We start from the raw sequence: 20,486 nt of genomic DNA on the forward strand, positions 1-20,486 counted from the left end.
CCCTCTACACAGGGTCTCTTTGGGTTAATAATGTTCGTTTTAGCTTGTCTTTTGAACTTATGAAATGTGCAATCATATAAATCACGATTAGGATGGGAAACGAGTATATATATTTCCATTCCTCAGGATCATACGTTCGTATCCAATGGAAGAATGGTTCTCCAATAAATGCACTTAATCCGGCAAAAATAACTGCTTTTATAAATGGATGTACATGCTGTTTTAACTGAATTGAGGCCATGATACATATTGGAATTAATGTGAAATCCCAAGGTACAAAAGCGGGCAGCAATGGAATAACATCATAGTTATAATGCCATAGCCCAAGCGCGACTCCGATATAGTCCAACCAAGAACTAATAGCCATAACGAAAGCACCAGATGCAAACAATCGAACCGCATATCCTTTTTTTCATATGTATAATAGCCAAATAATTCATGGGATCACCGTTAATGTGACACCGAACCACCATTGCCAAGTGAAAAGGACATTCTCCATCCAAAACGCCTTTTTTTCAGCGTGTATAGCGGCAATTCTGTCATACAGTTCATTTGCCTTGTTAAAGTAAATCCCCTTATCAGACATTTAATTGACCTCACCTCGATTCGTCTTCAGATTCATTTTATCTCAAAGCCATAGATATAGCTTTTGGTTCCGATTCATTTAACCATTGAGTAAAACACTTACCTTTTTTGTTTTCCAGCATCCTCATACCAACTTGCAGAAATTTTTCAAGCGATTTATTATCAAGACCTGTGAAATTGAAAGGGAAATCATCATCCTTCCACATTACACCTAGAGCCAATTTCTTTAATTTTTGTTTTCCCATCTCGGTTAGCGAAACATATTTGTATTTACCATTTCCATTTTTAATCATTATGTACTCTTCTCGCATTAATGGCTGTAACAGCCTCGTTACTGTAGATTTATGCCAAGAACCTAGTTTACTTATTTCACCTATTGTCAGAGGCTCGTCACTCGATGATAAAATAAAAAGAATGTGTTGTTGTGCAGAAGAAAGATTATGTGATCTTTCCACCAACGGACCATTCCTCGAGTATGGAGAAATATAACGCTCTAATCGTTAATACCATTTGCTTTTTTAAATGATCGTTCACAGTGTATGATTCCTCCTTCTAGTTGTAAATGCAACATCATAATAATTTCCTGAAGATGTATGTATTATACATATCAGCCTGTAGACAAAGTTCCGCGAGGAGCAGGATCTACTGGCTTATTTGTCGTATAGATAAGGAAAACGGTGAATTGAGGAATGGGAGATGCTGAGTAAGAACATTTACGAAGACCGGTTTCAGGTTTCCGTTAATTCGTTGGACGAACTGGTCTCCAAAAATCATTTGGTTCGCAAAATTCAAAATGCTATTGACTTAAGTTTCATCTATGATTTGGTTCAAGATAAATATAGTGCAGAAACGGGACGTCCGAGCGTCGACCCCTTTGTGCTCATCAAAATTGTGCTCATTCAGTACCTCTTCGGAATCCGCTCCATGCGTCAGACGATCAGAGAGATCGAAACGAATTGGCGTATCGCTGGTTCCTTGGCTATGACTTCACGCAGCCCATCTCTTTGTTGAATCTGAGCGTGCAAGAACAATTTCAAGTAGGCACAGGTCGTGAACTTTTTGAAATGCAGTATTAAATTTATGGTTAACTTTCTATTGTATCTGCTTTTGCAAACAAAGAAATTGCCCGCCAGCTAGCACGTGATTCGTCTGAAACACATTGTCGATATCATTAATATCTCTTGCTTTTGTATTAACTAACAATAGCATTTTTCCACGACTTACAAAATTTCGGTATTGTCTTACTTCGCATCTGGGAAGGTCAATACCGTTTAGATAATGAAATTTTTCCCAACTAATAATCACTTCTTGAATCTTTGTAACCGGAATGTTTTTCAGATTTTTTTCTTTCCCTACTAAGAAAATATGATCGGAATGATATCCCCGGATCCTCAAATCATCAAGCGCTTTAATCGCATCGTATTCCGTGTTAAATACCCCAACAATTTTCCAATCCACAAATATCGCCTCCTTGTTCTAACTAAAGAAATAGTAAATAAACAATATTTTCGTTACATAACCTGAAATAATGAGCAGTTATTTATTACCCTTGACCTAAGAAATGAAACCTACGTGCTTTCACCTCTATATAATGTCCAATACCAGTACATAGTCCAATACTAATGTACAATCGAATAATAACAAGTGCTTAATAATTTAACAGGTGGAAATGATAAGAAGTTTCCAATCAGCATCTTCAACGTTATGTTGATGCCATGTGTTAGACTCCCTCATCAATATGTCAATGCAATAGTTACCGGGAAAATGATTCAACAACAAAATGGAGCATCGACCTGGAACTTCAGGTTCATCAAGACATGTTTTATTAGAATTTGTGTTAACAGGTGAAAGAAATATTAAAATATTTAAAGCGATAATGTGTTACAGCAATAAATCGTTAATACTTTAATGTAAATAAGTGACGTAATCTGACAAGATTGTTAATATGCGATTGGATTAGGCAAAAAATTGAGCTTTAAATTTATGCATATTATACATTGAGGGTTTTTATCAATAAGTTAAAACTCTTGTAGAATAAGGATTTTTCACTATTATTCATTATAAGCTTCACTTGAATATACATAAAATGTATAAAAATTCAATCGTAACACCACATCGTCGTGAAGCGTTACACCCTTATAAATAAAGGCTATTTGCTCTTTAATCTTTGATACATGTATGTTTAATATAGGAAAAGACCAAAGTCGAGTCATAAAAATTAAAAAAGAACCCTTATAAATCAAGGGTTTAAGCGATATGCATAAACATTGTTATCGATAACCGAATGGTTTTTAGAATAGTGTTTGTAATTCCATTGACTCCTTCTTCACATCTTACATTCTTCTCAATGCATCTATTTGTTCCTTTTGTGATGAATCAACGTAAATTGCTGTTGTTTGTATATTCTCATGTCTAGCTAGTCGTCTTATAACAGAACTCCGGTATTGGCAAGGTTTTTACAAAATGAATGTCTCAATCTGTGAGGAGTTATATTATCCATATGTGCTAGTTCAGCATATTTATCTAACATAACTTGGATTCCTCTTGCTCCAAGCTTACCAGTACGCTCTGAAACGAATAGATAAGGTGAATCGCAATACATCTCTTTCGTTAATGTTTGACGATATTTAACCCATTTACACCCTGACGGTCTGTTACTCGAAACTCTACTTTATTGGCTTCGTTAGAGTGTCGTCGAACATCGGCTTTAGACAATACAAGTTCAAAGAATTTTTTAGCGTTATCGAGTAAGATCAAGTCTTCAAAAAACAGTTCAATATGATAACCCTTACCGCCGCTAAAACTTATGTAATATTGATCAATCCTTAATTCATCAAGAGCATTTGCAACCTTATATGTAATCCATTTCGCAATTTGTGGGTCATGAAAATCTACGTCAAAGCAAATGAATTTGTTTTTGAAAACTCCACCGTATGCACCTAATGTGTGTTTGTATTTTAAGTGGTTAATAATCTGCCAATCACATACTGGATGAATTTTGTTACCTTTAGCAGTTTTTTTCTTCGTATCACACGTTATGTATTCGGCTTTTTTGGTTTGTACAAGATACTTTTGTGCCTGAACGAAATATAAATCAATTAAACGTTTGCTGACCTCTTCTACATTTGTTTTCGTACTTTTGGTTTTGCTCACTTATCCCCTTTCTGGTTTTACATTCATCAATCAAATCTGAAAATTGTTCGTTGCAGCTGAAAAAGATACTTACTCCCAACGTTTGAGACTTTCTTATTATGGAGTTTTTGCCCGTTCAACATCAGCCATCCCGCCAACCTTTGCGATTTAATAATGAAATTTTCGCCATTCCGCTTGTTATTGTTGATATGAATTGCTCCTTAAATTTATTAGGGAAAGTAGGGAAACAAAGCCTACTCCCCCACCCAATTTGTATAAAATCAATTTTAATTTTTGAGAAGCGGGATTGCGGATAAATGCACAACCCGCTTCCCTTGTTGTTTCTCCTAGGCCCCCTAATTAAACTGGAGTCCGAGCCCCCAATAAATTAGACTGAAGGTAATGGGAGGCGGGACAAAATGCGTTCGAAAAAAGTATTTGAAGAGACTCGGTTAAAGATCGTTCGAGAGGCCCTCTCAGGGATCAAGATTGCGGTATTAGCTAGAAAATACGAGATTCATCCCGAGACCATCCGTAACTGGCTTAGGGAGTACCGAGATCAAGTGGGTACCGACGAAATCCCTTCGACTGATGAACAAATTCAGGAGCTGAAAAGGCTTCAAGAGGTCGAAGAGAAATATGAGAAAGCAGTCAAAATTCTTGGTGAAAAAGAGCTTGAGATTGAAATACTGCGTGAACTCTTAAAAAAGAAGAACCCCGCTTATCCGAAAAATACGAAATAGCAGACCGGTTTATTAAGCGGGGTGAACAAGCAGCGCTAGTTCTGCGAATCATAGGTCTGTCAGAGTCAACTTACTACGATCGGAGGAAGCGAGCGGCTACAGAGACAGTTCACGCGTCTAACGGCCAGAAAGGTAGGCCCTGCCCCGGTTATTCATTGACAACCGAAGGGAAGAAAATAAGCGATGAACAGATTAAAGAATGGCTCTTGCGTTATGGCGAGCGCTACAGAAGCGAATCCATGCGGGAGAAACGCTACCCGTGATTCGCACGGACAACGGGCCTCAATTCGTCAGCACACTTTTCGGAGATACTTGTGAAAGTCTCGAAATGGTTCATGAGCGGATCCCGCCGCGAACCCCAAACATGAATGCATATATTGAATCCTTCCATAGCTTGCTGGAACGTGACCTCTTTTCAAAGATGGACTTCATGTCCTTTGAGGAGGCTTACGCCGAGATCGATCGTTACATGGACTTTTACAATAATCGAAAAATGCACGGCAGCTTAAAACGAATGCCGCCTGCTAAATTTTCAGAGTGGGTCATGCAACTGGAAGACCGTTCGATCTTCCACAAAGCCCTGTAAAATCTCAAGAAATAGAGCTATTCTGATAAACTACGGTTTTAATTGGTGCGGACTCCGGATTTAGGGGGCCTAGCCGATATCACAAGGTATATAAGCCCGAATTTAGGTAATGTGGAACTGCAATATTTAAATCAGGAAATGATTCACAAGTTTTATCATAGGCCAAGAAGCGAACACAACATCTCAGAAAGAACAATAAAGGATATCCATGTAGTACTACATAACTCATTACATAAAGCTGTTCAATGGGGGTATTTATCCAAGAATGTGGCAACTTTCGTTGAAAAACCGAGAGCACGGAAAAAGGAAGTTCACGTATGGAATGAACTTGAGATGGAGCAGTTTTTAATTAACTCGAAAAATGATCCACTTTACGTAGCTTTCCTATTAGCTCTTTCCACAGGAATGCGTCAAGCTGAGATTTTAGGTCTTAGATGGAAAGACGTTGATCTGAATGCTGGGATCATTTCAGTTAATCAAACACTAAGCCATGATGGCAAGAAGATTATTCCTGAAACCAAGACTAGAGCGGGGAATAGATCGATTACGCTGCCAACTGAAGCTTTGGAAGAAATTCGAAAACATAAATCATTCCAAGCTCAAGTTAGATTACAGAGCGGAAGTCTGTACCAGAATAATGATCTGATTGTTTGCACAATGATTGGAACTCCAATTATCCCTAGGAACCTACTTAGATCATTCTATAGGCTAATTAAAAACACAGATATTCCAAGGATTTCATTCCATGACTTAAGGCACACTCATGCCTCGTTATTACTTAAACAAAACGTTCACCCCAAAGTGGTGTCAGAGCGTCTAGGACATGCTGACATTAGAATCACCTTGGACACCTATTCACATTTATTGCCAAACATGCAATCAGAAGTAGCAAAAAATTTCGGGAAAATGTTCCTTTCCAAGGTATAAATTACAGTATGCCACCAAAATGCCACCAAATACTAGTTTCCACATAATTTATACTTCCCAACATCGAAGCAAAGAATGCAAAAAACCCTTGATTTCTCAAGGGTTTTCTTCATGCTTCTTATTATGGAGAATAGGGGGCTCGAACCCCTGACCTCATCGCTGCCAGCGATGCGCTCTCCCAGCTGAGCTAATTCCCCGTGCATAAACATGCTGGTATTAAATTCTTGAGGCACTGTAACCAAGAAACTTGTGCTCCCAGCTGAGCTAATTAAGCTGTAAACCAGTGTAACCAACCCGCATCCGCCCCAAGCTCAGCTACGGCCCCAACTGATTTTCAAACCGCCGACAAGAATTTATTTTACACGAAGTGAGGCGCTAATGCAAGCTTTTTTTACTGGAACAACTCTTGCTTCTTCCACTACTATTTGCCGCGGGAGTCGTCCAGATGGTTTTTGCCCAAGAGCTCGTTCAGTTCTTTCATGAACATGTTTATATCTTTGAATTGGCGGTATACGGAAGCGAAGCGGATATAGGCCACTTCATCCACTGTGTACAGTTCCTCCATCACCAATTCCCCGATGTCCCTTGCTTCCACTTCGGCTTGCGCGGTGTTGCGCACCCTTTTCTCCACTTCAGACACCAGGGTGTCGAGACGGTCAACAGACACTGGACGCTTCTCGCAGGCGCGGATTACGCCTCTTAGTATCTTATCCCGGCTAAACTCTTCTCTGCTGCCATCTTTCTTGATCACCATCAGCGGCGTTTCCTCTATGGTTTCGAAGGTGGTAAACCTTCTGGCACACTGCTCGCATTCACGCCGGCGCCGGATGGATTTGTTATCGTTCGCGGATCTGGAATCGAGCACTTTGGTCCCCGAATAATCGCAATAAGGGCATTTCATCACGCAATACTCCTTTCCGGAAGCGTCATTCTATTACCAATCCTTCCCTGTTATGATCCTCAGAAAACCGCACATAATATGTTTACCAACAGAAAAGGAGGTGAATTCAATGGGCGGAGGCGGTCGTCAAGGCGGCGGAGGCGGTAACCAGAACATTCTGGTCGTTCCTCAAGCTAACCAAGCTTTGCAACAACTGAAATATGAAGTTGCTCAGGAATTGGGTATCCAAGTTCCTCAAGACAACTACTACGGCTATATGGCTACTCGCGATACTGGAGCTATCGGAGGACATATGGTACGCCGTATGATCCAATTGGCTGAAGAGCAGCTTGCTAGCCAATCTTTTCCAACTGGTGGTCAATCCCGATAAGCTTTAACAGCTTATAACGGATAACCCGGAAGTATTGGATCAACTCTCCCCGAGTTGTCCAATGCTTCTTCTATTGTTCCCGGTCCGTCGCGTTAGAATAAATTTTATCATATTTATGATAATAATACATGACCCTTTGTACATAGTGCCGGGTCTCTCCAAAAGGAATCGAATTAATGTGCTCATAGGTGCCGTCCCATCGGCCGCTGCTGATCCACTTGTTCACATTCCCTTGTCCAGCGTTATAGGCCGCCGTGACGGCCACGATATTCCCGTTATATTGTGTGGAGAGCCAGCTAAGATACCATGAGCCCATCTGAATATTAACATGCGGCTCATGGATCTGGTCGATCGTATGATTGGCAAAATCACCCTTCTCCATAACCCATTGCGCAGTGTCCGGCATAAGCTGCATTAAGCCGATGGCCCCTTTTTTGGAAGTGATTCCGGTTTGATATTTGCTTTCGACTCTTACGATGGCCGCGATTAATAACGGATCTACGCCATAAGCCTTGGCATTCGACCTGATTTCATCCTGGTAATAGATCGGGTATAACCATTTGCCGATCAAGGTACTGTTGAAAAACAGTATTCCCAAAAAGACGATCAGCAGCAGGATGAACCACCGTTTTCGCCGAAAAAGCCTCATTGCAGTCCTCTGGCGCGAAGGAATTCTTCCACCTGCGCTTCCGTTTTCTCAAGAGATCCACCGTTATCAATGACAATATCGGCAAGCTTCCTTTTCTTGTCGATTGGCCATTGGGCCATCAGCCTGCGCTCGGCTTCCTCCCTCGCCAAACCGTCCCTGTTCATCAACCGCTCTATTTGGATCTCTCTCGGTACGTACACGACCATCACTTCCGTATACGTTTGCTGCAATCCCGACTCGTACAGCAAAGGGACATCCACTACGACTAGCTTGTCCGGCTGTTCTTTTTCCGCAGCTTCCATCCTTTGCTTCATCAACGCCCTGACACGGGGATGCAGAATGCCCTCCAGCTCTTGGCGCGCAGCGGGATCAGCAAACACAATTTGCCCTAACGCCTTGCGGTGCAATGAACCGTCGGGCAGCAGGACAGCTTGTCCGAACCGCTCGGCGATTTGAGCCAGGGCAGGGCTGCCCGGCTCAACCACTTCTCTCGCTATACGGTCCGCGTCCACCAGTATTGCCCCCCGGCTAACCAGCATTTCCGCAACTGTGCTTTTGCCGCAGGCAATCCCACCTGTTAAACCAATATTCATGGCTTGACACCTTCTTTCAAAAAAACCTCATAATTCCTATCATGATAAGCAGGCACCCAGGCACTACAGCCAGTTTACGGATCCAGCTTAAATCGGAATAAGTGTATCCTACACGGAGTCCCATTGTCAGGAGAGTGCCGCTTACCAAAGCGATCACTGAAGAAGTAACCAGCGGCGAAAATCCGATCAAAGCAGCGCCGATTCCCGCGCCGAAAGCATCCAGGGAAAGGGCGATTCCCAGAAAAGCCGCTTCTGAAGCCGAAATGTTCCCTGATCTGTCCATATCCGCCGCAGAAGGAGTCTTAATGATTTGAATGACGATTCCCAGCCGTTTAAGCTCTATGAGAATAATTTGCCTCACAGTAGGCTCGGCGGTTTTGGAAGCGGCTTCCATTTCGGCAGCGTCTTTTCCCGCGGCATCCTCCCTGTTCTTTTTTATTTGATATAAGGCCCAGACTCCCACACAGATCAAGATCATTGCTCCCAAAGATTTCGTATAAGCCAGCGGAAGCAGACGGATCAGGGCCGCACCGATCAACATGGAACTCAAAACGACCAGACCGGAGCAAATCGAAATAATCGTCACTGACAGGAGCGGAATACGGATTTTGCGAAGTCCGTAAGTGACCCCGACGCTGAAGCCGTCCAGGCTTGCGCCTAAAGCTAATATGAATAAGGAAAATATAGGAAGCATTCTTCTCCTCCTTTCCATTCTCCTTATCATATGGGCTTCGGAAAAAGATGGTGCAGGGCGTTACTTTGCCGGTGTCCTTCTTTTCCTTCTCAGCGGCTGGCATTTGGTACATAGATGGGTGCCTCTTCCGCCCACGAAATATTTTTCGATCGGATGTCCGCAGCTTCTGCAGGGCTCGGATGCCCGTCCGTATACCTGCAGCTGGTACTGGAACATCCCGATTTCTCCTTGACCGTTCACATACGATTTGACTGAAGAGCCGCCGGCCTCTACCGCGTCCGAAAGTGTCGAGATAATCGCCTCATACAGCTTCCTTAATTCAGTATTCTTTAATTCATGCGCCTCGCGCTCCGGATGGATTCCAGCTTTGTGCAGCGCCTCATCCACATAAATATTTCCGATACCGACAATATATTCCTGATTGAGCAGCAGCGGCTTGATCTTGGTGGTGCGGCGGCCGATCCTGGCTTTGAAAGCTTCGAAAGTAAAGCTGTCGTCGAGGGGCTCGAGCCCCAGCCTCACCAGCGGTGGAGATACCAGCTCCTGGCCCGCGGGGAACAGATGCATCGTTCCAAACTGCCTGACATCCTTGTATCTTAGTTCCAGCCCGCCAGTCAAATGAAAAATGACATGAGTGTGCTTCTCCAGTGGTTCTTCTTTGCGGTACACGCCATAGCGGCCTTCCATCCGTAGATGGGACACCATAACATAATCATCGAGCATAAAGCGCAGGAACTTCCCTCTTCGTTCAACACGCCCAATGGTCTGACCCGCAAGCATCAGCGCAAACTGGTCTATATCATCGGGATATTGAATGATCCGGGGGAGCAGGACGGTTACCCGTTCGATCGTGTGCCCTGCGACCAGCTCATTGAGCGTCCGCTTGACCGTCTCGACTTCCGGCAGTTCCGGCATCGGTCTCCCTCCTCCTTATTTTGCTTCATACCAGTTGCTGCCATAATCCACATCGACCTTGAGCGGCACGTCCAGCTTCAACGCGCCCTCCATAATCTCGGGCACCAGGGAGCGCATCGTCTCAAGCTCGGATTCCGGCACTTCAAACACCAATTCATCATGCACCTGCAGCAGCATTCGGCTCTGCAGCTTCTCCCGCCGCAGTCGCTCGTCCATCTGAACCATGGCCAGCTTGATGATATCCGCTGCCGTTCCCTGGATGGGCGAATTCATTGCAGTCCGCTCGGCAAAGGAGCGCAAATTGAAATTAGAAGCAGTGATTTCCGGCAAATAGCGGCGGCGCTGCAAAAGCGTAGTCACGTAGCCGTTCTGGCGTGCTTGTTGTACTATATCTTCCATATATTTGCGTACCCCTTGGAACACATGGAAATAGTGCTCAATGAAGGCAGCCGCTTCCTTGCGGGTAATATTCAAGTTTTGGGACAAGCCGTAATCGCTGATTCCATAGACGATCCCGAAGTTGACCGCCTTGGCTTGTCTTCTCATATTGGAATCCACCTGGGACTCGTCCACTCCGAATACGTCCATTGCAGTCTTCGTATGGATGTCCATATCTTCCCGGAACGCTTCCATCAGCCTTTCATCCTGGGAAATATGGGCCAGGACGCGAAGCTCGATCTGTGAATAGTCCGCGGTCAGGATGAACCATCCGGGCTCCGAAGGCACGAATACTTTGCGGATTTTGCGGCCTTCCTCCAGCCGGATCGGAATGTTCTGCAGGTTCGGGAATTGGCTGCTCAGCCGGCCGGTAGCAGCGATCGTCTGCTGGTAATAGGTGTGGACCTTTCCCGTCTCCGGCTTTACTTCTTTCAGCAGGCCTTCCACATAGGTAGACTGCAGCTTGGCAAGCTGCCGGTAGTTCAGAATCTCTCTTACGATTTCGTGATGCGGTTCAAGCTTCTCCAGAACCTCCGCATCGGTGGAATAACCGGTTTTCGTCTTTTTCACCACCGGCAGGCCGAGCTTATCGAACAGTATCTCCCCAAGCTGCTTCGGAGAGTTGATGTTGAATTCCATTCCCGCTAGTCCATAGATGCTGGCCATAATCAGGTCAAGCTTGCCGCTGAGCTCTTTGCCGAACTCCTTAAGTTCCTCCACATTCACCTTAATGCCCTGCCGTTCCATGTCGGCCAGCACCTTGGCTAATGGAAGCTCCAGATCGTAGCAGAGCGGATTCATCTCATTCTTTTCCAGATCCGCCTGCAGAAGAGGCACCAGATGCTGTATTGTGGCCGCCTTGCGGCACATATGCTCGCCTGTTACACTGATCCCGGGAAGCTTGAACTTGGCCCCTTTGCCGAACACTTCTTCATCCTGCTTCAACCCCGGTACGCCATACTTTGAAGCGAGCCAGTTCAAGGTGCGTGTGGACTCCGTAGGATCGAGCAGATAGGCTGCCAGCAGTACATCAAAGGCTACGCCTTTGAGTTCAATGCCTTCCCAGCTTAGAGCGACCTCCGCCCTGTGCAGATCAAACATCCATTTGCTGCAGGCCGGGTCCGCCAGCCATTTCCTGACAGGAGCGGCCGGCGCTCCCTGCAGCACCTCCAGCGGCACATAGTAGCCTTTGTCCGCGTAATGAAAAGCGACGCCATGGACGGAAGCTGTGTGCGGATTATCGCCGAAGGCTTCCACATGGATCGTCTGCACTTCGGGAAGCGACTGTATTAAAGCAGCGATGTCGGACGAATCGGCCACTATAAATTCGATCACTTCCTCTTCCGCCGACTCTACCTGTTCCGGACCGGTGAAATCGTTCTTCTCCAGAAGCGATTTGAACTCCAGCTTACGGAACAATTCCGCCAACGCTTGTCCTTTGGCGCCAGTGAACTCCAGCTCGTCCAGCTGCAAATCCACCGGCACTTCCCGGTAGATGGTAGCCAGCTTCTTGCTCATCCGTGCGTCCTCGGCGTGAGTTTCCACTCTCTCCTTCATTTTGCCTTTCAACTGTTCCACATTGTCCAGCACAGATTCTACAGAGCCATACTCGTGCAGCAGCTTAAGCGCCGTCTTTTCCCCAACACCCGGAATTCCCGGAATATTGTCCGAAGGATCGCCCATCAGACCTTTCAGGTCAATGATCTGGGCCGGGTTCAAATCATATTTCACACGGATCGCATCCGGATTGTACAGCTCCACTTCACTGATCCCTTTGCGCGTCAAAGCAACGGTCACATGGTCGGAAGCCAGCTGCAGCATATCCTTGTCTCCCGTGACGACCAGCACTTCCTGCCCTTTTTCATCCGCAAGGCGGGTTAAAGTCCCGATAATATCGTCAGCCTCATAGCCGGCCAGCTCAAACTGCCTGATCCGAAAAGCTTCAAGCATCTCCTTGATCAGCGGGAACTGCTCTTTCAATTCCGAAGGCGTCTTCTCGCGTCCGCCCTTGTATTCCGCATAGCCCTCGTGCCGGAACGTTACCTTCCCCGCGTCAAAAGCGACAAGGAAGTGAGTAGGCTTCTGTTCATCTATCAGCTTCAGCAGCATAGTTGTAAAGCCGTACACCGAATTGGTATGCAGCCCGCTGGAATTCGTCAATAACGGAAGGGCATAGAACGCCCGGTATGCAATACTGTTGCCGTCGACCAAAATCAATTTGCCCATTTGCCGCACCTCATTTTACATTCTACAACCATCATATCATAAAGCGCGCCCAACTGAAAAAGAAAACCCTTTCCAATCAAGCTCTATAGGTACTTGGTGAAGCTTCGTTACATAACATAATATATAGAGTGATAACGGAGCCATTGTTTGTTGGGAAGGAGGATCGAAGATGAAACGTTTTTTCTCCCCCGGCCGAAAGAAAGTGATCTTCTTTGATATGAACAATACGTTGGTCGATCAAAAGAAAACCTTTTACGGCTGTTTTCTGGAAGTACTGAATGAATTTACTGGAAGGTGGTCCGCGGAGGAAGCCGAGTGGAAACCGGAGGCTGTGCTTGACGCTTACCAGAACCTTTGGAATGATAAAGGCAAGCTCAGATACCGTACGGAAAACCAAACGAAAGAACAAATCCAGCAGCTCTGCCTCAAGGAAGCCATTTCCTCATTTTCTGTGCCGGTCAGTGAAAATTTCCCGAAAATGTTTTTTTCCCGCATGAAGGAGATTCAAGGCAGCCATACGGAGCTGTTCCCCGACGTGCTGGAGACGCTCACCGCCTTATCTCCCTCCTATTCTCTTGCCATCATCAGCAACGGCAACAAGGATTTGCTGCAGTCCAACCTGACGCGCCTGAACCTTTCGGAGTTTTTTCCCGAACAAAACATTTTCACATCGATAAAAGGGGAATACAAAAAGCCGAACCCGACCATATTTCAGCATGCTCTGAAATCGATGGACATTAAATCCGGCCAAAGCGTAATGGTGGGAAACTCCTGGCGAAACGACATATGCGGTGCCACCCAATCCGGCATGGACGCCGTATGGATTCATCCGAACCACGCAAAAAAAATGTCCCAACGCAAGGTTGGGAACGGTAAAGTGATTACGATTGTAAAAATCAAACAACTGCTCGATCTGTTCTGACTGCAACACTTTCTCTGCGCGGGAGACCTGCATGCCTGTCGTTTCAGATCTGTCCAACCTGCGCCGGTCCCGTTGTCCGCGGTCACATTCACTTCCTAGATGTTCAAATCTTTTCTTTTTCCGGTCACCATGTAAATTACGCCTTCCCCGATATTGGTCGTATGGTCTGCGACTCTTTCCAGGAAATGGGCGACAAACATAAGCTGCACCGCCTGCCTGTTCAAAGCCGCGTCGGCTCCCAGAGCTGCGGTCGTGTCCGTCATGACCGTGCCGTACAGCTTATCCACAGCGTCGTCTTTCTCGGCAAGAGAAGCGGCTCTGTGCACATTTCTCTCCGTATAGCTTAGCAGGGCCTCACGGATCATTTCTTGGGTCAGCTCGGCCATTCTCGGAATATCGATCAGCTTCTTGAACAGCTTTTCGCCTGACAGCCGGAGCGCGATCTTGGCGATATCGACCGCATGGTCCGCAATCCGCTCAAGGTCGCTTGTGATTTTGAAAGCCATGCCGATGATTCTCAGATCGCTCGCCATAGGCTGCTGCAGAGCGATCAGACGGAGACATTTTTCTTCGATTTCCAGCATCATGTTGTCGACTTTGTCGTCTCTGCCAATGGTTTCCCTGGCTAATTTTTCATCCAAAGAGGCAAGAGATTCCACCGCCTGCCGGATCTGGCTTTCGACTAAAGCTCCCATCGTGAGGATATCCTTTTGCAGATCTTCCACCATTTGATGAAAATTGAATCTTGTATCCATTATGTTCGCCCCTTCTCAAGACTGCATTTATCAGCTCGCTTTCCAGGCTAGCCGAATCTTCCGGTAATATAATCTTCGGTTCTTTGATCGTTTGGGTTTGTAAAAATCTTCTCGGTTTGATCGGATTCGACCAAGATTCCGTTCAGGAAAAAGGAAGTATAATCAGAAATACGGGCCGCCTGCTGCATGTTATGGGTTACGATAATGATGCTGTACCGCTCTTTCAGCTGCTGGGTGAGCTCTTCGACCTTTAAGGTAGAGATCGGGTCGAGCGCGGAAGTGGGTTCATCCATCAAAAGCACATCGGGCTCGACCGCGAGCAGCCGGGCAATGCAAAGCCTTTGCTGCTGTCCGCCGGATAGACCAAGCGCCGATTTGTTCAACCGGTCCTTCACTTCGTCCCACAGAGCCGCCTGCTTCAAGCTCCGCTCCACAATCCCGTCCAGCACCTGCTTCTTTCTCGTGCCGTGGATTCTCGATCCGTAAGCAACGTTGTCGTATATGCTCATAGGAAACGGATTAGGCCGCTGGAATACCATCCCGACGCGCTTGCGCAGGACGACTACGTCCGTATCGGCATCATAAATATTCTGGCCGTCCACTAGAACTTCCCCGGTTATTTTCACATTGTCGATCAGGTCGTTCATCCGGTTCAGCGTTCTCAGGAATGTAGACTTCCCGCAGCCGGATGGTCCGATCAAAGCTGTCACCGAGTTGCTCAAAATATCCATCTTTATGTCATAAAGGGCCTGATTGCTGCCATAGAACAGATTCAGTGAATTCACTTTAATTTTATGCGATGCCATAGTGTTTAGTTCCCCCCGGAAAGTCGTTTTTGGAGAATACGGCTCGGTATTCCAACGAGAAGATTAAAGATCAGGACGATGATGAGCAGCAGCGCGGCGCTGCCTTTGGCAATCTGCTTGGCGTCCGGAACGATCGCTTCCGATTGGATATACCACAGATGTACGGATAATGTTTCTCCCATTGTGAGCGGATTGAAATCCGGGAAATGTCGGGAAACGGACAGGCCCGCCGTATAGATTAAAATCGCCGTTTCCCCGAGGGCCCTGCCCGCGACCAAGGTCACACCGGTTATCAAGCCCGGCAGAGAGGAAGGGATCAGCACCTTGAGAATAGATTGCCACTTCGTGGAGCCAAGTGCAAGAGAGGCTTCCCAGTAAGAGCCCGGCACGCTGCGGATGGATTCTTCAGTCACCCTGACCAAGATCGGCAAATTCAACAAGGACAAAGTGGCCGCCCCGCCGAGAATGGAAAATTTAAGGCCCATCAGGTTGGCGAACAGCAAATATCCGAACAGCCCCAGTACAATGGAAGGCACGGATGACAAAGCTTCCACTGACACCCTGATGAAATCGGTGAATTTGTTTTGCTTGGCGTACACCGCCATATAAATTCCGGCCCCGAGCCCGATCGGCAAAGAGAACAGCAAAGAAAGAGCGAGAATATAAAAGGAGTTAAACAACTGGGGCCCTACTCCTCCGCCGGCCATAATTTCCTGGGGCTTGCCGAAGATAAATTTCGAGGTAAGATAAGGCAGCCCGTCTCCGAGAATGCGGATGATAAACCATGACAAAAGAAGAATAATCAGTATTCCGGACAGCCAAAAAAACATCGTTGCAATCCGGTCCGTCGTTTTACTGTTCACTTAATCTCATTCCTCCTTGCCACAATGCGAATGATCAAAATCAAAAGCAGCGAAACAATCATCAGCACGAGCGCCATCAGGTATAAAGCGTTGTTCCAAGTGGTGCCGTACTGGGTATACCCCATATCTTTAACGATTGCGGTAGTCAAAACCGTGGTTGAATCCATCAATGATTTCGGCAGCTTTGGCGAGTTGCCGATGACCATAAACACAGCCATCGTCTCGCCAATCGCGCGGCCCATGCCAAGAATGATCGCCGTCAGTATTCCAGGCAGCGACGCGGGGATCTGCACCCTCCAGATGGTCTGCCAACGAGTCGCTCCCAGAGCCAGGGACGCTTCCTCCAAGCCTCGGGGAAGGGTTCGGATGGCATCCTCAGAAATGGAAAGAATCGTCGGCATAATCATTATCGCCAATATTATGGCCGCCGGAAGAATGCCGTACCCGATATTATGAAATATCTTTCCCAGCGTAGGCACAATGACGGTAAGTCCGATTAATCCGTACACAACAGACGGTATGCCTACAAACAAATCCGTAGCCGGCCTCATTATTTCTCTCATCCAGTTCGGCGCGATCTTGGCCAGGAACACGGCGCCGGACAATGCTAGCGGAACGGAAAAAAGTACGGAAAGAAACGTTAACAATAAAGTGCTGTACAAAAAAGAAAAAGCACCGAATTTATTTTGACTGGGCGTCCATTCCCCGCTGAAGAAAAACTGGGCCGGTGAAACGTCCTGAAATGTTTTCAACCCTTGTAAACCTACGAAAATAATAATGGAAAATACAACTATGGATACAAGAACAGCGCTGACAATAAATAGCCATCTCATCATTACGTCGATGCTCTGTTGAGATCTTGTCCATTTGGACGCATTGCAAGAATTGCGTGCCTTGTCTGTGTTTACAGATTCAAGCAAGATAGGGTACCCCCTCACACTGTTCTTTCTTTACAAAAGATTAACATTTACTTCCGATCATGGCAATAACGGGACACTATCATAGCGTCCCGTTATAGTCATTCAAGCAGTTATTACTTGCTCAACAGGTTGGCAGGAAGGAATTTCAGCTCTTCGACTTTTTTATCTTGGAAGTCTTTGCTTACAATGTAGTCGATGAATGCTTTGGCAGCACCTTTAGCTTCACCTTTAGTGTACATGTGTTCAATACCATATAGAGGATATTTTTTAGTTTGGATAGCGTCTTTGCTGAATGCTACGCCTTCGAATTTCAATGCCTTCAAGCTGTCGTCCACGTAAGGAGTATCCACATAACCGATGGCGCCAGGAGTAGAAGCTACTGCAGTTTTCATTGCGCCGCTGGAATCCTGTACTACGCCTTCTTTAGTGAACTCTTTGTTATCAAGAACGATTTGCTGTACAAGCTTGCGGGAACCCGAACCTTCTGCACGGTGCACAATAACGATCGGAGCGTCTTTGCCGTTAACTTCTTTCCAGTTCTTGATTTTGCCGGTTAAGATATCGGCAGCTTGCTGTTTGGTCAAGTTATCGATAGTTACATCTTTGTTAACGATCAGAGCAAAAGGAGCGATAGCGGCCACATGGTCAACAAGACCTTTATCTTTGTATTCGTCGCCTGCTGCCACGTCGGAGTTACCGATATCGGATGTTCCGTCGGCAACGTTCTTCAAGCCAGTACCGGAACCGCCGGCAGTTACGTTAATCGTAACTTTAGGATTCTTATCCATAAAATCTTTTGCAGCTTCTTTAACCAGAGGAAGCAGCGCGCTTGACCCTGAAGCTGTTACCGTTCCGCTTATTTCTTCTGCTTTAGGTGCTGGCGTTGTCGGTTGTGCGCCCGGTGTCGGTGTGTTTTCTGCTTTCTTTCCGCATCCGGCTAGAACCCCCAAGATTAGAATCGCAATCATGGTGAAGCTGACAAGCTTTTTCGACATTTCCCATGTCCTCCTATCAAATGGTTAAAATCTCCTTACCACGTCATCATATCAATGGTTTGTAAACGATGATGCCGATAATTGTAAACTCTCTGTAAAATGATAGGATTCGATAGAATTTTCGCTTTTTCGATATATTTTTACAATGGATTGACAAATGCGTTCTTTTCTCTTAACATATCAACCTTATAGTAGTAGTGAAACTGTATTGAACCATTACATAAGTGGGGGAATCGACGTGTTCCGAAAGTTTATCGACGAAAGAATCCAAAAAATGCTGCCGTTCTCTTTGCAATTCTCTTTGCGCGCTAAACTGATTTTAAGCTTCAGCATCGTCCTGGCGTTTTTCCTGATTGTCGCTATCTTCAACCTCCAGCAGATGAGGGCGATCAACCGGGACATTGAAACGCAGGATGCCAAAGTCCAGTTGAAACTGCTCTCCCTGGAATTGAAAGAGACGGTGCAGGAGATGAATATCATCGCTTCGGGCCTGGAACTGTCAAAGAAACCTGAATACATAGATAAGTATAACCAAAAAAAGGCGCCTTATAATGAGATGGTCAAAAAGTTGGGAGAAACTGCCATGACGGCTGAACAAATGAAACTCCGCAGCCAGCTGATTATGGCTTCCACAGATTATATCAACAACTTTGATGCAGCCGCCAGGACCGTCCAGGACAAAAGCTTGAATCCTGTCGATATCGATAAAAACATGCTTTATCTATACAATGAATCTCAAATGCTTAAGGATAATATTTTCGGTCTGGTTGATCAATTTTACGTCAGGTTCTCGAATGAAGCGGACCAGGCTAAAGCGACCTTGCACCAAACCTCCGCGAACACCTCCAGGGCTATGCTTTGGGCCTCTGTCATTGCCCTCTTGTTCGCCGCAGTCATCGGGTACATTCTGCTTCGTTCCTTGCTCGGCCCTATTCTGAAACTTCAGCATGCGGTAGGGTTCATGGCGGAGGGAGATCTCCGGCATACACTGAATGAAACGCGTAAAGACGAGCTTGGGGATTTAAGCAGGGGGTTTGACAGAATGACCGGAAACGTCAGAGCCATGCTCGGGAACCTGCAGGGAATTGCCCTGTCACTGTCCCGCTCCTCCCTCGACTTCCAATCATCGTCATCAGTCACCGCCCATGCCAACGCGGACATTCTGAAAGCTATTGAGGATATCGCCGTCGGTGCCGACAATCAGGCGTCCGCTGCGGAACAAAGCGCCAGTATCCTGAACGAGTTGGAGGACAAAATCTCGGACATCGCCAAATATACGGACATCATGAAGGAAACAGGCACCCAGGCGAACCAGAAGACCCGTATAGGCTATGAAGCCGTGAACTCCCTGAAACAGTCGTCGGAGCTGTCCGAAGACATGCTGAACAAGGTGTATACTTCACTGGAAACGTTAAGCGCGAGCTCCGTTAGAATCGGGAAAATCGTAAATACGATTACCGAAATCTCAAACCAGACCAACGTGCTGGCTTTAAACGCCGCAATAGAAGCGGCCAGGGCGGGAGCGCATGGCAAAGGCTTCGCCGTTATTGCGGACGAAGTGAGGCATTTGTCCACGCAGACAAACCAGTCCTCCAAGGATATTTCAGTTATGATCCACACCCTGCAGCAGCAGATGGAGAAAGTGCAAAGCCAGATGAGGCTGGCCAGGGAAACGCTTCAGTCCCAAAGCTCGAAGGTGGAGGAGTCCCATCACTCCTTCGATTCCATCCGGGAATCGATACAGCTCATTTCTTCCCAGATCGAACAGATTTACACGAAAGTAGACCAGGCTACGGCAAGCAGCGCCATATTGGCAAAGTCCGCACAGACCGTCTCCGCCACCGCGATTGAGACTGCGGCCGGCGTCCAGGAAGTGAACTCCGCCTCCTTCCAGCAGGATGAGGCCATTCGCGCAATTGCCGCTCAGGCCGCCGACATGAACACATTGGCCCAGAATTTATTCATGGAAATAAACCGTTTCCGGATCGAAGACGCCGCTCCGTCTGAAGACACCCCTCCTTACTCTCCCGACCAAGGAGGCAAGACTGAGGAAGGACATGCGACGCAGCAGCCGGATAAAACGGACAGCAAAGAGACGGACGGCAAAAGCGATGAAAAACAAGCGAAGCCAGAAAAAGAGCCCGTGCTGGTGTAAAGCGAATAACCAGCTGTCAGGCGGAATGAACGAAAAGCCATAATAAGGGGCTGTCCGATATGCGGGAATATCCGTTTAAGGGCAGCTTCTATTTGATTTGATTTGATTTTCAAGTTAAATTGTTTTGGGTAATTATCTTTTAGTAATATCTGTATGTTTGAAAATCCTTTCCCGTCGGCCGCATGTACATAAACCCGTCAAACAATTTTCATACAATGAACATATTTATTGTGAAAAAAATCACATACTCGGCATAAAATATAGAAAGGGAGCCTTCCATTATGGACAAGTACGGAAAACAGGAAAAACGG

21 protein-coding genes, 1 tRNA gene and 2 pseudogenes are annotated in these 20,486 nt (G+C 46.2%); 7 read left to right on the top strand and 17 right to left on the bottom strand.

Annotation, left to right across the window (positions count from 1 at the left end; all coding sequences use genetic code 11):
- Positions 1 to 4: 4 nt before the first annotated feature.
- Together ACZ5N7_RS09430 and ACZ5N7_RS09435 are read right to left on the bottom strand one after the other, a co-directional pair.
- On the bottom strand, positions 5 to 391 hold the full coding sequence (locus ACZ5N7_RS09430) for a CBO0543 family protein (RefSeq protein WP_464658984.1): 387 nt from the start codon (positions 389 to 391) through the stop codon (positions 5 to 7).
- Between the two features lie 232 nt (positions 392 to 623).
- On the bottom strand, positions 624 to 1,040 hold the full coding sequence (locus ACZ5N7_RS09435) for a MarR family winged helix-turn-helix transcriptional regulator (protein ID WP_464658986.1): 417 nt from the start codon (positions 1,038 to 1,040) through the stop codon (positions 624 to 626).
- A 241-nt stretch (positions 1,041 to 1,281) separates the two neighbouring features.
- Between ACZ5N7_RS09435 and ACZ5N7_RS09440 the strand changes: the two are divergent.
- A pseudogene (locus ACZ5N7_RS09440) lies at positions 1,282 to 1,586 on the top strand (transposase); the annotation flags it as partial.
- A gap of 91 nt (positions 1,587 to 1,677) precedes the next feature.
- Here the strand turns inward: ACZ5N7_RS09440 and ACZ5N7_RS09445 are convergent.
- The 3 genes from ACZ5N7_RS09445 to ACZ5N7_RS09455 form a co-directional block, all read right to left on the bottom strand.
- Complete coding sequence (locus ACZ5N7_RS09445) at positions 1,678 to 2,043, bottom strand: hypothetical protein (protein ID WP_464658987.1); 366 nt, start codon at positions 2,041 to 2,043, stop codon at positions 1,678 to 1,680.
- A 967-nt stretch (positions 2,044 to 3,010) separates the two neighbouring features.
- Positions 3,011 to 3,187: a tyrosine-type recombinase/integrase gene (locus ACZ5N7_RS09450; protein ID WP_464658989.1), complete on the bottom strand. Its 177-nt coding sequence runs from the start codon at positions 3,185 to 3,187 to the stop codon at positions 3,011 to 3,013.
- A gap of 8 nt (positions 3,188 to 3,195) precedes the next feature.
- Positions 3,196 to 3,738 (bottom strand): TOTE conflict system archaeo-eukaryotic primase domain-containing protein, encoded by a 543-nt coding sequence (locus ACZ5N7_RS09455; RefSeq protein ID WP_464658990.1) that lies wholly within the window; start codon positions 3,736 to 3,738, stop codon positions 3,196 to 3,198.
- A 398-nt stretch (positions 3,739 to 4,136) separates the two neighbouring features.
- On the opposite strand from ACZ5N7_RS09455, the gene ACZ5N7_RS09460 reads away from it, so the two are divergent.
- The 3 genes and pseudogenes from ACZ5N7_RS09460 (at position 4,137) to ACZ5N7_RS09470 (ending at position 5,973) form a co-directional block, all read left to right on the top strand.
- Positions 4,137 to 4,460 carry a transposase gene (locus ACZ5N7_RS09460; protein ID WP_464656153.1) on the top strand — a complete coding sequence of 108 codons (324 nt, stop codon included), beginning with the start codon at positions 4,137 to 4,139 and terminating at the stop codon, positions 4,458 to 4,460.
- A 220-nt stretch (positions 4,461 to 4,680) separates the two neighbouring features.
- Positions 4,681 to 5,046, top strand: a pseudogene (locus ACZ5N7_RS09465) (transposase); the annotation flags it as partial.
- A gap of 111 nt (positions 5,047 to 5,157) precedes the next feature.
- Positions 5,158 to 5,973: a site-specific integrase gene (locus ACZ5N7_RS09470; protein ID WP_464658991.1), complete on the top strand. Its 816-nt coding sequence runs from the start codon at positions 5,158 to 5,160 to the stop codon at positions 5,971 to 5,973.
- A gap of 124 nt (positions 5,974 to 6,097) precedes the next feature.
- Here the strand turns inward: ACZ5N7_RS09470 and ACZ5N7_RS09475 are convergent.
- Both ACZ5N7_RS09475 and nrdR read right to left on the bottom strand, forming a co-directional pair.
- Positions 6,098 to 6,170 (bottom strand) — tRNA-Ala (locus ACZ5N7_RS09475).
- Between the two features lie 224 nt (positions 6,171 to 6,394).
- Positions 6,395 to 6,874 carry a transcriptional regulator NrdR gene (gene nrdR / locus ACZ5N7_RS09480; protein WP_464658993.1) on the bottom strand — a complete coding sequence of 160 codons (480 nt, stop codon included), beginning with the start codon at positions 6,872 to 6,874 and terminating at the stop codon, positions 6,395 to 6,397.
- A gap of 109 nt (positions 6,875 to 6,983) precedes the next feature.
- On the opposite strand from nrdR, the gene ACZ5N7_RS09485 reads away from it, so the two are divergent.
- On the top strand, positions 6,984 to 7,244 hold the full coding sequence (locus ACZ5N7_RS09485; RefSeq protein ID WP_464658995.1) for a small, acid-soluble spore protein, alpha/beta type: 261 nt from the start codon (positions 6,984 to 6,986) through the stop codon (positions 7,242 to 7,244).
- Between the two features lie 70 nt (positions 7,245 to 7,314).
- On the opposite strand, the gene ACZ5N7_RS09490 is transcribed toward ACZ5N7_RS09485, so the two are convergent.
- The 5 genes from ACZ5N7_RS09490 to polA are packed head-to-tail and all read right to left on the bottom strand — an operon-like array spanning position 7,315 to position 12,759.
- Complete coding sequence (locus ACZ5N7_RS09490) at positions 7,315 to 7,893, bottom strand: lytic transglycosylase domain-containing protein (protein WP_464658996.1); 579 nt, start codon at positions 7,891 to 7,893, stop codon at positions 7,315 to 7,317.
- Entirely contained in the window at positions 7,890 to 8,486 is a 597-nt protein-coding gene (coaE, locus tag ACZ5N7_RS09495; RefSeq protein ID WP_464658998.1) for a dephospho-CoA kinase, read from the bottom strand. The genes ACZ5N7_RS09490 and coaE overlap by 4 nt, the downstream gene beginning before the upstream one ends.
- 16 nt (positions 8,487 to 8,502) lie before the next feature.
- A complete protein-coding gene (gene ytaF, locus ACZ5N7_RS09500; protein WP_464659000.1) occupies positions 8,503 to 9,180 on the bottom strand; it encodes a sporulation membrane protein YtaF in 678 nt (225 codons plus the stop codon).
- Positions 9,181 to 9,240: 60 nt separating this feature from the next.
- Positions 9,241 to 10,095 (bottom strand): DNA-formamidopyrimidine glycosylase, encoded by an 855-nt coding sequence (mutM, locus tag ACZ5N7_RS09505; protein WP_464659002.1) that lies wholly within the window; start codon positions 10,093 to 10,095, stop codon positions 9,241 to 9,243.
- 15 nt (positions 10,096 to 10,110) lie between these two features.
- A complete protein-coding gene (polA, locus tag ACZ5N7_RS09510; RefSeq protein WP_464659004.1) occupies positions 10,111 to 12,759 on the bottom strand; it encodes a DNA polymerase I in 2,649 nt (882 codons plus the stop codon).
- A gap of 169 nt (positions 12,760 to 12,928) precedes the next feature.
- Between polA and ACZ5N7_RS09515 the strand changes: the two genes are divergently transcribed.
- On the top strand, positions 12,929 to 13,681 hold the full coding sequence (locus ACZ5N7_RS09515; protein ID WP_464659006.1) for an HAD family hydrolase: 753 nt from the start codon (positions 12,929 to 12,931) through the stop codon (positions 13,679 to 13,681).
- A 95-nt stretch (positions 13,682 to 13,776) separates the two neighbouring features.
- Here ACZ5N7_RS09515 and phoU read toward each other — a convergent pair whose 3' ends face one another.
- The 5 genes from phoU to ACZ5N7_RS09540 all read right to left on the bottom strand — a co-directional run bounded on the left by phoU (position 13,777) and on the right by ACZ5N7_RS09540 (position 18,020).
- The gene (gene phoU, locus ACZ5N7_RS09520) at positions 13,777 to 14,436 is read right to left on the bottom strand and encodes a phosphate signaling complex protein PhoU (protein WP_464659008.1); all 660 of its coding nucleotides are present in this window, start codon (positions 14,434 to 14,436) and stop codon (positions 13,777 to 13,779) included.
- Positions 14,437 to 14,483: 47 nt separating this feature from the next.
- Positions 14,484 to 15,242: a phosphate ABC transporter ATP-binding protein PstB gene (gene pstB / locus ACZ5N7_RS09525; RefSeq protein WP_464659010.1), complete on the bottom strand. Its 759-nt coding sequence runs from the start codon at positions 15,240 to 15,242 to the stop codon at positions 14,484 to 14,486.
- Positions 15,243 to 15,247: 5 nt separating this feature from the next.
- Complete coding sequence (pstA, locus tag ACZ5N7_RS09530) at positions 15,248 to 16,105, bottom strand: phosphate ABC transporter permease PstA (RefSeq protein ID WP_464659011.1); 858 nt, start codon at positions 16,103 to 16,105, stop codon at positions 15,248 to 15,250.
- Positions 16,102 to 16,941 carry a phosphate ABC transporter permease subunit PstC gene (gene pstC, locus ACZ5N7_RS09535; RefSeq protein WP_464659214.1) on the bottom strand — a complete coding sequence of 280 codons (840 nt, stop codon included), beginning with the start codon at positions 16,939 to 16,941 and terminating at the stop codon, positions 16,102 to 16,104. Before pstC ends, pstA begins: the two co-directional genes overlap by 4 nt.
- A 197-nt stretch (positions 16,942 to 17,138) precedes the next feature.
- The gene (locus ACZ5N7_RS09540) at positions 17,139 to 18,020 is read right to left on the bottom strand and encodes a phosphate ABC transporter substrate-binding protein (protein WP_464659013.1); all 882 of its coding nucleotides are present in this window, start codon (positions 18,018 to 18,020) and stop codon (positions 17,139 to 17,141) included.
- A gap of 238 nt (positions 18,021 to 18,258) precedes the next feature.
- On the opposite strand from ACZ5N7_RS09540, the gene ACZ5N7_RS09545 reads away from it, so the two are divergent.
- Positions 18,259 to 20,175, top strand: a complete 1,917-nt coding sequence (locus ACZ5N7_RS09545; protein ID WP_464659015.1) for a methyl-accepting chemotaxis protein — start codon at positions 18,259 to 18,261, stop codon at positions 20,173 to 20,175.
- Positions 20,176 to 20,486: the final 311 nt, after the last annotated feature.

Source organism: Paenibacillus sp. JCM 18996 (assembly GCF_055392555.1).